This is a genomic window from Alloactinosynnema sp. L-07 (assembly GCF_900070365.1).
In the GTDB taxonomy this organism is placed as follows: Bacteria; Actinomycetota; Actinomycetes; order Mycobacteriales; family Pseudonocardiaceae; genus Actinokineospora.
In genome coordinates this window covers 7167147-7180577 of record NZ_LN850107.1, presented here as the reverse complement: position 1 = coordinate 7180577, position 13431 = coordinate 7167147, and the positions used below count along the sequence as shown (strand labels likewise).

Here is a 13431-nt window from a genome sequence, read left to right as displayed (position 1 = left end):
ATCACGGCAGCGGGTGCAGGGTCCGGGCGAGGTCGGTGCGCAGGGTGGTGGCGGCGTCGATGAAGTAGTTCTGGCGGACCCGCCATGGCGCGTGGTCGCCCTGGCGGGGGAACTCGCCGATGGAGCGCCGCACGTAGCCGGAGGCCAGGTCCAGCAGCGGACGCGGGCTCAGCGGGCGCTCGGGGCGAGGGACTACGGCGGTGTGGCCGTCGCGGTCCATCCAGGTCAGGACCTTGCAGACCAGCCGGGACGTCAGATCCGCGCGCAGGGTCCAGGAGGCGTTGGTGTAGCCGATGCAGACGGCGAAGTTCGGCAGGCCGGTGATCATCGCGCCGCGCCAGACGAACTGGTGGTGCAGTGGCACGGTCACGCCGTCGACGCTGGGGGCGATTCCGCCGAAGGGCAGCAGGCGCAGGCCGGTGGCGGTGACCACGACGTCGGCGGGCAGCACGGTCCCGCTCGCCAACCGGATGCCCTCGGGGACGAAGGTGTCGATGTGGTCGGTGACGACGCTCGCCTTGCCGCTGGTCAGGGCGCCGAACAGGTCGGCGTCGGGGACCGCGCAGAGGCGCTGGTCCCACGGGTCGTAGGTCGGGGTGAAGTGCTCGGCGACCAGCCGCTCGTCCTTCAGGGTGCGCTTGGCCAGGCCCGTGAGCAGCTTGCGCGCGAGCGCCGGGCGTCGCCTGCACAGCTGGTAGAAGCCGAGGGTGAAGGCGACGTTCTTGAGTCGCACGGCCCGGTGGGCGATCCCGGCGGGCAGGTACCGGCGGACCGTGTCGGCGATCTTGTCCCGGCTGGGGACAGGGCTGATCCAGGTCGGCGACCGCTGGAGCATGGTGACGTGGGCGGCGGTCTCGGCCATCGACGGGACCAAGGTGACGGCGGTGGCGCCGCTGCCGATGACCACCACGCGCTTGCCCGCGTAGTCGAGGTCCTCCGGCCAGAACTGCGGATGGACGACCTGGCCCGCGAAGCCGTCGACTCCGGTGAAGCCGGGGTCGTGGCCATGGTCGTAGTCGTAGTAGCCCGTGCAGCTGTAGAGGAATCCGCAGGTGATGGTGCTGCCGTTGTCGAGGGTCAGCGTCCACCTGGCGTCCTCGGTGGACCAGTCGGCGCTGACGACCTTGGTGTCGTAGCGGATGGCGCGGTCGATGCCGAACTCGGCGGCGGTCTCCTGGAGGTAGCTCAGGATCGATGGCCCGTCGGCGATGGCCTTGGGCGCGCGCCATGGCTTGAAAGGGTAGCCGAGGGTGAACATGTCCGAGTCGGAGCGCACGCCGGGGTAGCGAAACAGGTCCCACGTGCCGCCCAGCGCGGCGCGGGCCTCCAGGATCGCGTAGGACTTGCCGGGGCACTCGGTCCGCAGCCGGTACGCGGCCCCGATCCCGGAGAGCCCGGCGCCGACGATCACGACGTCCAGGTGCTCGGTCACACCCACCTGTCTACCCTACGAACCGGAGCCTCACCCAGTAGTCAGCAGGTCCACGAAGGGCCGCCAGGACGAGTGGGCCAAGGATATGACACCCCCGGCAGGGTGCTTGGAGTCGCGCACTCCCACCCTGCCGCGTGCGTGGGCGACCTCGACGCAGCCGTCCTGACCGCTACGGCTGGACTTGTGCCACGCAACCTCGACGCAGCCCTCCTGACCACTCCGGCTGGACTTGCGCCAAGCAACCTCGACGCAGCCGTCCTGGCTGCTCCGGCTGGACTTGCGCCACTCTCCGTAACCAAGATCCATAGCGTTTCACTCCCGGCCGATTTTGTCCTCAAGACGCCGCAGGAACTTCACCGATTCGGCTGAACTGAGCGCCGCCCTCCTCAGCATAGTCGTGACTTCCTGGAAGATCGCGACTTCTTGGTCGCCGTGGACAAACAACGACGACTGGGGATGTTCCAGGAAGACGACCGGGTTGGCGACATGGGATCCCAGGATCACGTAGCTGCCCGCCAGCCCCACATACTGGCCTGCCTCGAAAGGCACCACGCGAACGTCGATGTGTGGGAGATCCGCGAGGTCGCAGATCTGTTTGATCTGGGCAACCATCAACGCCGGACTCCCCGTCGGCCGCGCGAACACTGCCTCGTCGATGACGGCCAAGAAGTGAGGCGCCTTGACCTTGCGGTGAAGAACCTCCTGCCGAGCGAGTCGAAACTCAACGAGCATCTGCACAGTGTCGGCGGGAACCCCGTCCCGCAACAGGATCGTGCGGGTGTAGTCAGAGGTCTGAAGCAGCCCGGGGACGCGCAGCATGGCCGACTCAACGATCCAGTTGGCACCGGCTTCGCAGTCCTTGAGCGTGATCGCGTGCTGGTTGAAGTAGTCCGCTGGGGCTTCCCACCAGCAGGGCTGGCCGAGGTTGCGCACCAACTCCAGCACCCGCTCCCTTGCAGGGCCCTTGACTCCGTAGACGCCGAGGAGGATCGCGGCGTCCTCCACCGTGATGTCTCTGATGGCGTTCTCTATGCGGCTTATCTTCGCCATGGAGAACCCTGACAGTTGCTCAGCTTCACGAATCGTGAGGTTCACTTCGTCGCGGAAGTCCTTGAGTTGGGTTCCGATGCTGCGCATCCGCGTTGAATTCCTGTGCATGTCAAGAGTTTCCGGCCGGTACCCGGACTCGGCAACCGCATGATCGGCGTACGTGTTCCCGCCCCGGCAAGTCCACAAACGCAGAGCGGGCCCCCGGCGTCGCCGGGGGCCCGCACCACTTCGGGGATCAGTCCGAACAGGACACTGGGTCGTCGAAGTGGCCCGGTGTGGTCGGGTACGCCTTCCCCGTCCCGTGATCCTTGTTGTCACTCGGGTACACCAGCGCCAGTTCCCGGAACGCCGACGTGCCCGCCGTGGACGCGTCCGACACCGTTTGCCCCGCACCCGATCCCCAGGCGAAGCGCTGGAGGAAGGTCTGCATGCCGGGGCTGTGCTGGCGGATGTCGTTGAAGCCGCCGTAGGCCGCGTTGCAGTGGGTGTAGAGGTTGTAGGCGCCGTTCCAGTCGATCATCCGGTCGCCCGGGTTCGGACCGTTGGCCGCCACGTCGCCCTGCAGGACGTCGCGGTCCCAGCCGCCGTAGTGCCAGTCGGTTCCCTGGTGGTGCTGGTTGTCCGACTCATCGGCCGTGGTCTTCTCGGTCATCTCGAACCAGCGGCACGGGTCGATGGCGCCGGAGCCGAGCGTCTGCGGCCACGGGCCCGCCGCGCAGTTGCCCGGGTAGGTGCCCCGCGGGTTGAAGTCGATGACGTCGGAGCCCAGCGCGCCCTGCGTCGACGCGGCCGAGGTACCGCCGACGCCGCCGAAGACGTAGTCGACGAACCGGTCGTTCGTGCCCCGGGAGTCGGGGTTGAACGCGCCGCTGGTCAGGCAGTCCGGGGTGGCCGCGTTCACCACGGGGTCGCAGCCCTTGCCGCCCCACAGCACGTCCGCGCCGTCGCCGCCGAAGACCTTGTCGCCGCCGCTGTCGCCGTTGGCCAGGTCGTCGCCGAAGCCCGCGTGGATGTTGTCGTCACCCAAGCCACCCTTGATCCGGTCGTCGCCGCCTTCCGCGATGCCGTTGTGCGGCATGGTGGGAGCGCTCGGACCGCCGAGGAACTGGTCGCCGTCGACGTCGTGGAGCAGGTCGACACGCCGGTCGTAGGCCCCGGCCCGGAAGCCGGTGTAGGTCTCCTGCGGCACCGAGTTCAGCGTCGTGGTGAACCCGTCGGCGGCCACGTCGTCGGCGTTGAGGAACTCGTTGACCACGCCGCCGCGATCGCCGAGCATCGCGTCCTCGCCGTCGTTGCCGAACATCGTGTCGTCGCCGAGTTCGCCGTACATGTCGTCGTCGTCGTTGCCGCCGGTCATGGTGTCGTTGCCGTCCTGACCCCACATCCCGTCGTCGCCGTCATCGCCGAACATGACGTCGTTGCCGAAGGCGCCCACGACCTCACACGTGGCTTGCGCCGTAGTGCAGAAGCGGGTCGACGGACCCGGCAGGTCGGGGTCGTGCGTGCGCGACACCGTCGCACTCGCCGGGACCTGGCCGGTGGCGTACCGCTCGGCGTAGACCTTCTCCGACATCGCGCCGGGCTGGCCCTGCAGGGTCCGCACGAGCGAGCCGTTGTCGCCGAGTTGGACGTCGTCGGCGCCGTTGCCCTCGAAGGCGTCGCCGCCGTCGCGGAACCCGGCCGCCGAGCTGCCGCCGATCATGTCGTCCTGACCGGCTGACGGGTCGGTGCCCTCCAGCTCGGCCGGGCCACTGGCCGCACCGGGCCAGCCCGGGTCGGCGAGCGGGACCACGGTGGTCTCGCTGGACGGCTCGCCCAGCCCGAGGTCGCCGCGCAGCACGTCCGCGCCGCCGTTGCCCTCGATGTAGTCGGCCTGGCCGCCGCCGGAGACGAAGTCGCCGCCGTCCTGGCCCCACAGCACGTCCACCCCGGAGCCACCGGACATCCGGTCGTCGCCGAACCGGTCGGCGGGCGGGGCGTTGAGAATCCCGCCGTTGTCCAGGTCGTACTTCTGGACGATCCGGCCGGTGATGGGGTTGCCGCCAGACGTCGCGAGCCGCTGGGTGGCCCTGGTCGGGGTCTCCCCCGCGCCGGGCCGCAGCACGACGCCGTTGTCGCCGACGCCGATGTCGTCGCCCGGCCCGCCGAACATGGCGTCCGCGCCGTCCTGCTGACCCGAGGTCTGTGCGCCCGAGCCGGACAGCGGGGTGCTGCTGCCGCCGACGAGGTCGTCGTTGCCCGAGTCGCCCTCGATCCAGTCGACGCCCTGGTTGCCCTCGACGTAGTCGTCGTGGGCGTTGCCCTGCAAGCGGTCCGGTCCGCCTTGGCCGAGGAGCACGTCGGCCGCGTCGTCACCGAACACCTCGTCGCCACCGGAGGAGTCGGCGTGCGGGGTGAGTCCGAGGTCGAGCAGCACGATCGCCCGCCCGGTCATCCCGCGTTCCTGGGTCAGCCTGCTCGGCGGCCCGAAGCGAACCAGCGAGCCATTGTCACCCAAGACCAAGTCCTGTTCCGCGTTGCCGTGGATCAGGTCGCCGACATCCGGCTGACCCACTCCGGGCGCTTCCTCGGTCGAGCTGCCGCCGACCAGGTCGTCCTGGCCGCCGTTGCCCGAGATGGTGTCGCGCGCCGGTCCGCCTTCGGCGTAGTCGTCGGCGTCATCGCCCGCGATGGCGTCTTCGCCGCCCTGCCCGGAGATGACGTCCTGGTCGCCGCCGCCGCTGATCACGTCGCCGCCCGAGGTGCCCGCCGTCGGCGTGTAGCCGAGGTCGAGCAGCTCGATCTTGTGCGCCTTGGCGAAGCCGCGCCCGAGGGTGATCGGGGACGCCTGCGCGCCGTCCACAAGGGACAGAATCGCGTTGTCGCCCGTGATCAGGTCGGAACCCGCGTCACCGAACAGCTTGTCGCCGACGTCCGGCCTGCCCACCTTGTGGTTGTCCACAGTGGACGCCACTTCGGCGCTGCCGCCGACCACCCGGTCCTCGCCGCCGTCGCCGTGCACGACGTCGTCGGCGTTGTTGCCTTCCAGGTAGTCGTCGTTCGCCCCGCCGGACAGCTCGTCGTGCGCCAGGCCGCCGAAGCCCCGGTCGTCGGCGTCGCCGCCGAAGATGAAGTCCGGACCACCTGCGGTCAGGGTCAAGCCGTCGAGGTCGAACGGCCCGCCGGTGCCCGCGACCGCGTCGCCGCTGCCGTTGTCCCCGATGAGCAGGTCGCGGTCGGCGTCGCCGTAGAGGAAGTCGCCGCCGCTGTCGGGCTCGCCCGCCTTGCGCGTGCCGCCGACGACGACATCGGAGCCGCCGTTGCCGAAGGCGTGGTCGGCGCCGTTGTTGCCCTCGATGACGTCGTTCTCGCTGCCCCCGTAGAGGGTGTCGTCAGCGTCGTTGCCGTAGACGGAGTCCACGCCCGCGTCGCCGTAGGCGAGGTCCTTGCCGCCGCCGCCGTAGATGGTGTCGTTGTCGTTGCCGCCCGCGATCACGTCGTCGCCGAGTTGGCCACAGGCGCGGTCGTTGTTGGACCTGGTGTCGATGTTGTCCGCCGCGCCACCGGCCGCGACGATCTCGACGCCGGTTCCGCCGCTGATCAGGTCCCGCCCGTCCTGGGCGTCCAGCGGCTCGGCCGGGGGCTTGGACGCCGGGTCGGTGCTCGGCGGCACGCACGGGTTGGCGTGCTTGTCACCGAAGATGTCCGCCCCGCCGTCGCCGCCGATGACGTGGTCGTTGCCGTAGCCGCCGACGAGCAGCTTGGGCTGCGGCGCGGTGTTGGCGGGCAGCGTGCGGTTGCTGACCGCCCGCTCCGGGCCGAACACGCCGTTCGACGTCACGCCGCCGACATCCGACGGCTCCGCGATCACGTAGTCGTCGCCGGGACCGCCGTAGACCTTGTCCTTGCCGTATCCGCCGGTCAGGACGTCCTTGTTGCCGCCGCCGCGCAGGTCGTCGACCTGGCTCAGCGTCGAGTGCCCGGTGACGTTGTCCACGCCCTGGCTGCCGTACACGGTGTCGGAGCCTGTACCTGTGTCGACTGTGTTGGTCGCGTCCACGATGTTCCCGTCGACCGTGGTCTTGTCCGGGTTGCCCGGGTCGTCCACGCCGGTCTCGTCGTCCGGTCCGCCGAAGCGCGGGCCGGTGTAGATGACGTCGCCGCCCGAGCCACCGGAGATCCGGTCGCTGCCCTGGCCGCCGGTGATCGTGTTCTTCTGGGCCACGTACTCCGACTTGCCCGGGTTGCTCGCGGCCAGCGGGCTGTCGGAGGCGACACCGATGTTGTCGTCGCCATCGCCGCCGTCGACGGTGTTCTCACCAAGGCCCACCGCGATGCGGTCGTTGCCGCCGCCGCCGTTGACCGTGTCGCCCGCGCCGCCGACGGTGATCGAGTCGTCGTCTCCGTCGCCGTTGACCGTCGCCTTGCCCTTGCCGCCGAACGCGGAGTGCAGGTCGCCGGTGGTCAGCTGGTCCTTGCCGGGACCGCCGCTGACCTTGGCCGGGCCGATGCCGGTCTTGATCGAGTCGTCGCCCGACCCGCCAGTGATCTCGACCTCCTTGTCGAACGGCTTGGCCTCGGCCTTGGCGTCGTTCGCCGCGCCGCTCTTGTCGCCGTCACCCTGGAAGACGAACACCCGCTTGCCGGTGTCGCCCGCCGCGTTGCCGAACACCTTGGTCAGGTTGGCGTTGCGGTGCTCCTCACGGAACCCGAGCGCGCTCACGGCGAACCCGTCGAATCCGCCGCCCGGCTTGACCAGCTGGGTGATCGTCCACTTCTCCTCGTTGGCGCGCTCCGTCCACGCCGAGTGGCCGCGGCCGGGGGTGTCGTTGCCGACGTTGAGGATCAGCGTCCCGCCGCTCTCCTTCGCCAGGACCGGTGGTGGCGGTTCACAGTTCGGTTTGACGGAGAAGTCGAGCAGGGTGATGTCGGCCAGGGTGAAGTCGAACGACACGCTGAAGATCGAGAACCCGAGGGTGATGTAGACCTTGAGGAACAGGCTCAGCCGTCCGTCCATATTGAACAGACACATCGGGTTTTGCAGCGCGATCTTGGTGAACTCGAAGAACCGGAACTTGCCGTCGTTGTTCGGGTCGGCCCAGCTCAGGTTGATCGTCAGGGCGACGCCGCCCTTGATGCCCACCTCGATGAGCACGACGCTCACCGCCGCGCCCGCCGCCAGCTCGCCGCGGAAGGTCACCACCGGCAGCGGCTTGCCCGCGTCGTCGGTCGTCTCCAGGTAGATGGAGTCAAGGATTTCCGCGGCCTGCTTGGTCTCGATCGCCTTGCGGATGCCGAAGGTGTCGAAGCCGGCGCGGAACCGCGCCTCCACCGAAGCGCTGCCGGAGATGTTCACCAGCACCGGCGGCGGGGCGTAGACCGGGCCGAAGGACTGGCTGTAGGAGAACGCCAGGCGCAGCGGGCCGGAGTCGAACTTGATCAGGTCGACGTCCTGGCCCATGATCAGGCCGAACAGCTTGGCCGGGTCCTTGAGGATCGGGAAGCTGAAGCCCGCCGAGTTGCCCGCCTTGCCCTCGCCGACGAGTTCCTTGCCCGACTTCGAGTCCATTTCGGACCGGAGGTCGGGGTGGGTGAGGCTGGGGCTGGTAATGAGCGACTGGGCGTTGTCCGGCGAGTTCGTCGTCGTCTTCGCCAGCGGGCCGGACACCTGGAAGGAGCCGACGTCGATGGCGCCGCCGTTGTTCACGATCTGGCTGACCAGCTGGATCGTCTTGAGGATCTTGTCGACGAACTCCAGGTCCGGCCCACCCGCCAGCGTGCTGAATTCCTTGGCGATGGTGACCAGGTTGACGTCACCGCCGCCGACCGCCCGCGACAGGTCCGACAGCACCGGGATCGGCGCGTAGAGCTGGTCGAGGATCGGCTGGATCGGCTTGGTGAACAGCGCGACCTTCTCCACGATCGGTTTGAGCACCGAGCCGAGGAACTCGCCCGCGTTGAGCTGGATGTTGTTGAACGCGATCTCGGGATCGCCGTCGCCGGGCTTCTGCCCCAGCTCCCAGGCCCACTTGAGGTGGAACCAGCCCGAGATTCCTGGCAACGGGCCCGCGCTGACGTTGAAGTCCCAGTCGATCCCGACGGCCGCCTTGAGCGAGACGTCGGCGACCTGCCCGATGTCGGCGAGGTCGGCCAGCGAGATGCGCGCGTCGACGTCGACCGAGCAGTTCTGGAAGCAGGCGGCCTGGCCCTTCTTGTGCAGGTCGACGTAGAACGTGCCCGCGAACAGGTCGGTGGCGCCGCCCGCGTGCTGCTTGAGGTCGACTTCGAGGAAGGCCAGCTGTGCCTTCATGGCCGCGGGCAGCGTGAAGCCGAGCTTGAGACCCAGCTCCGGGACGGCCTTGTCCTGGGTGGCGATGAAGAAGCCGCTGCTCTTGTCCACACCCACCTTGACGTGGACGCGATAGGACAGCCCGGCGGTCACACCGGTGCGTTTGGCCGGGTCGGCGGCCTCCCGCAGCGAGAGGCCGGGGATGCCGATGTCGAGCGGCCGGTTGAGGCTCAGCGTGTCCTTCGCGCACGTGTCGCTCGGGTCGACCTTGCCGCTGCACAGGTCGAAGCTGAACGTGGCGCCGGTGATGTCCTGCAGCGCCGCGCCGTCCGGGCAGTCCGACAGCTTCGGGTTGGTCGTGGCCGGGACGTAGTCCGCGCCGAGCGGCGAGCCGATGTCGTCGGCCGTCGTGGCGTCCTTGCCCAGGTTGTCGACCACGACCTTCCAGGCGTTCCCGTTCGGGTCGACCTTGCGGATGATCTTGTACCCGGTCGCGTACTGCGACTTGGTCCAGGTCAGGTGGATCTTGTCGGTGCCGGACAGGGTCGCGTTGCCGTCGGTCACCTCGACCAGCGCGGGCGGTGCGTCCTTGCCTTGCGCGGTCGCCACGACGCCGTAGACGTACTTGGTCGTGCCCTTGGTGCCCTCCTGCGCCGCGGTCGGCGACGTGGCCGGTTGCAGCGTCGCGTCACAGGTGAAGCCGATGGTCACGGCCTCGCCCACCGCGGGCTTGAGGTGGCTGTTGACCCAGGTGGTCAGCTCGGTGGTGTTGCTGACGCGCCCGCCGCCCGGCAGGTGTGACATGGCCTCCTGGATCTTGGCGCGCAGCTTGCCGAACTCGTCGGCGCCCTGCTGCAGGTCGTCGCCGACCAGCGGCAGCTTGCCGTCGAACGCGGCCAGCTTCAGCGCCCGCTCGATCATCGCCAGGTACTTCTCCAGACCGTCGCCGAACTGGGAGAAGTCGAGCAGCGCGTCGAGGATCTTCTGGCCGATGTCGGTGGGCATCTCGAATCTCTTGACGCCGCCGGGCAGGTCCGGGGTGAACGCGAACGCGTCGGCCAGGTTGCCCGTGCGCGGCAGGCGCACGATGAACGAGTCGCCGGGACTGGCCAGCTTGTTCCAGCTGACGTTGTCGGCGCTGACGTAGACCGGCATGACCGCGCACAGCGCGAGGTCGGTGCCCGCCGCCGGGTCGCCCGCACAGGTCACGGGCTGGTTGTCGCCGTTGAGGGTCAGCGAGACGTTCTTGATGAAGTCCGACAGCGGGACCGGCGCGGTGCCGCCGGGACCGTAGCCGAGGTGGGCGTTGTAGTGCGCGTTCGCCACGGCCTTCTCCGGACCGGCCGGGTTGCCCAGCGCGATCGACAGTGGGCCGACCGACGCCTTGACCACACCGGAGACGCCGCCGTGCGCAGTCAAGTCCACTGTGGAATCAGGCAGGACCGACAGCGCGGTCGCGTCGGCCGGGCCGGAGCCCGCCGCGAGAGGCAGCACGAAGCCCAGCTTGGTCGACCCGGTCAGCGCCAGGTTGGCCGTGGCCTCGCCCTCGGCCCCGACCAGGGTGCGGCCGGTGCCCAGACTGTCGGTGAACGAGAAGCGGACCGGCTGCGAGGTCGCGACCTTGCGCTTCATGTCGACGGTCAACACGATCGACGGGGTGTTGTTGACCTCCTTGTAGGCGAACGCGATCCCGCTGCCCGCGGGCAGCGCCTTGTTGAGGACGCCGACGAGGTCCTGCAGGTAGTCCGGCGGCGCGGCGGTCAGCTTGTCGACCGCGTCCTCCAGCGGGCTGCGGAAGGCGTACGCGGTTCCCTTGGCGGGCGGGGTCGCCCAGGGCTGGGCCAGCAGCACCCGGTTGTTGGCGGGGTCGGCCTTGGCCACTACGGCGACGTTGGTGCCGACCAGGACGGCGCGGGCCTCGTGGTCACCGCTGAACGCGGTCTGGCCGGTGCGGGCGGAGTCCTTGATGAAGCCGGTGCTCACGCCGTTGATGTCGACGTTGCCGTACTCGACGGTCGGGCCGGCGCCGACGTCGGCGCTGCCCATCAGCTCCGACAGCGACTTGCCCACGACCGGCAGCGGCGTGGTCAGCGCGGTCTTGACCGCGCCGTCGCCGTCGACGGCCTTGAGCGAGCTGTTGAGGATCTGCAGGGCCTTGATGATCTGGCCGAACATCGCCCGCGGGTTGTTCGGGTCGAAGTCGAACGCCTTGGCCTTGTCCAGCGCGTCGAGCCCGGTGAACTGGACGTTCGTCGGGTCTGTGATGTCGGGCATGGTCACCCCGACGCTGACCGGGCCGCCGAAGAAGTCGGTGATGCCAGGGACGTCGAGGGAGACGTTCGCCGTGGCCTTGCCGCCGACCGCGATGGTGAGCAGGTTCTCCGGCTCCTTCGCGGGCGTGGTCAGGTCGTCGACGAGCTTGGGGAACAGCTGCGACAGCGGCAGGTCGCCGTCGGCGTCGCCGACCTTCTTCAGCGCGACGGTCAGCAGGTGCGTCGAGCCGTCCTTCTTGGCCAGGCTCAGCTGGCCGGACATGTGCACCTTGAGGTAGCCGACGCTGCCGTTGACGTCGACGGCGGTGTCGACCGGCGCGTCGGCGGTCAGCAGGTCGACGCCCGTGCGCAACAGGAAGCGGTCCGGCGTGCGGGGCAGGCTGGTGACCAGGGTCGTGGTGCCGTCGGGGTTCTTGTCGGCGAAGGGGCAGCCGGTGGCGGCGGCGTCCGGGTCGAGCGGCTTGCAGGCGTCACCCTTGATGGGCGTGCGCAGGTCGAGGACCAGGGTGGCCTTGGCCTCGTAGCTCGGCTTGACGGTCGCGGTCGCGGTGAGCGCGTTCGCGTCCCGCAGGCCCTTGGTCGCGAAGGTGTCGCCGAAGGTGACCTGGCCGGTCATCGGGTCCGGCGAGGTCACCTTGTAGGTGGCGCCGGGAGCGGGCTTGCCGCCGGTCCACGGGGATTCCAGGGTGATCGTGTCGGCGGAGTTCTCCTTCACCACGCCCTGCGAGGTGCCCGCCGAGACGATGCGGCCCTTGAAGCCGTCGACGATCCACGGTTTGGTCTTGTTGGCGTGCTTGAGCGTGGTGTCGGTGTAGGTGACGTCCGCGCCGGTCCCGGAGGTCTCGGTGGCGATGCGGTCGAGCGCCTGCGGGCTCGCCGGCGGGTCCTGCTTCATGGTCAGGGTGAACTCGAGCTTCTTGCTGGTGTCGTTGAAGTTCACCCCGGACACGGCGATGCTGCCGCCGGTCAGCGGGGTCGCGCCGTTGAGCTTGGTGAACAGGTCCTGGATGGAGGTGAACTTGGGCAGGCCCGCCTTGGCCTTGTCCTCGGTGTCCTTGAAGACGTTGTCATCGATGAACTTGGCGAGCACGGCACCGACCTTGACCGCGTCGGCCAGGCTGCCGCGCATGAACGGCAGGTTCACGTTGCCGATGGGCTTGGCCGCGTCACCCCACTGGGCACGCTGGATGGCCTCGACGGAGTTGACCAGGTGGCTCAGGCCCTCGACCAGGTCGCGCGGGCTCAGCGTGGTGAACCGGGTCAGCTGTTCGAGGTCGGGCCCGGTGACACCGACGACCGGCGAGCCGCTGGCGATGTCGGGCCACTGCACGGTGACGGTGCCGGTGAGGCCCGCGACGGACGCGCCCGCGAGGGGCTTCGCGGTGAACTTGAGGGCGGCGTCGACCTTGCCCGCCGGGGCGGCGAGTCCGATGTGGAACAGACCGGCCGCGGCGCCCGCGGTGGCCAGTTCGGTGGTGCCGGTGCCGGTGGCGGGCGGGGAGAGGGCGAGCTTGCCGTCCCCGTCGGGGTCGTCGGCGGTGGCGGAGATGTTGGCGTCGACGATGACGTGCGAGTTCGCCTTGTCGAGGTCGACGCCGAGGATGCCGAACCCGGCGGTGGGCACCACGCCAGGGTCGAGCTCGCCGTGTGCGCCGACGGTGAACTTGGGCGACGCGGCGTCCTTGACCAGGTAGAACCAGTCGCGGGCGGTGTCGTAGGCGAAGTGCAGGGTGGCGTCGAGGGTGAAGGTGACGTCGACCGCGCCGGACGTGGTGAACCCGACTTCGGGGTCGGCGCTGGCCACGGTGACCGGCTGCTGGTCGGCGACGGTGGTCAGGTGCAGGGTCGCGTCGACCCGCTTGACCCCGGCGGCCTCGCTGGTGGCGATGGTCAGGGTGCCGGGTCTGCCCCCGCCGAGCGGGTAGGTGCCCGCCAGCTCGGCGAAGGTGTTCTTCGCCTGGAGCGGCTCGCGGACGGTCTTGTCGATGAGGTCGTTGAAGCCGAGCGCCGCGCCGGGACTCACCCCGAGCACGGGCAGGGCCTCGCCGAGCTTGCCGACGGTGGCCAGCGCCTTGCTGAAGTCACCGAACGCGCCGATCCCCGCGAGGATCTTCTGCACGTCCTGGTCCTGTGCGGTGGCGGGCTGGGCTGTGGCGAACAACCCGAGCGCGGCCAGCGCCAAACTGGTCAGGGCAGCGGTGAACCGCCGCGCGCCTCGACGAGCCGATGTGGACATGCCAAGCCCCTCGCCCGACTCAAGGCCCCGACACCCCAGCCGTGTGTAGTCCGGTGTGGCGCAGCGCACAGCCACCATGGGGTAGTCGGCGGAGGTGAAATCTCCGTTACGGGAGAATCGGACAGTCAGGCGCTGTCACACAGAAGAGTGAATTGAGCGTGGTGTGATGGTT

At 69.3% G+C, this 13431-nt stretch carries 4 protein-coding genes; all 4 read right to left on the bottom strand.

What is annotated here, in order from left to right; all coding sequences use genetic code 11:
* Position 1: 1 nt before the first annotated feature.
* Positions 2-1432, bottom strand: a complete 1431-nt coding sequence (locus BN1701_RS32830) for an NAD(P)/FAD-dependent oxidoreductase (RefSeq protein ID WP_197672164.1) — start codon at positions 1430-1432, stop codon at positions 2-4.
* 30 nt (positions 1433-1462) lie between these two features.
* Positions 1463-1738, bottom strand: coding sequence for a DUF397 domain-containing protein (locus BN1701_RS32825; RefSeq protein ID WP_054055282.1), 276 nt, complete (start codon positions 1736-1738; stop codon positions 1463-1465).
* A gap of 6 nt (positions 1739-1744) precedes the next feature.
* Positions 1745-2569, bottom strand: coding sequence for a helix-turn-helix transcriptional regulator (locus BN1701_RS32820; protein WP_054055275.1), 825 nt, complete (start codon positions 2567-2569; stop codon positions 1745-1747).
* A gap of 148 nt (positions 2570-2717) precedes the next feature.
* A complete protein-coding gene (locus tag BN1701_RS32815; protein ID WP_067520996.1) occupies positions 2718-13259 on the bottom strand; it encodes a calcium-binding protein in 10542 nt (3513 codons plus the stop codon).
* Positions 13260-13431: the final 172 nt, after the last annotated feature.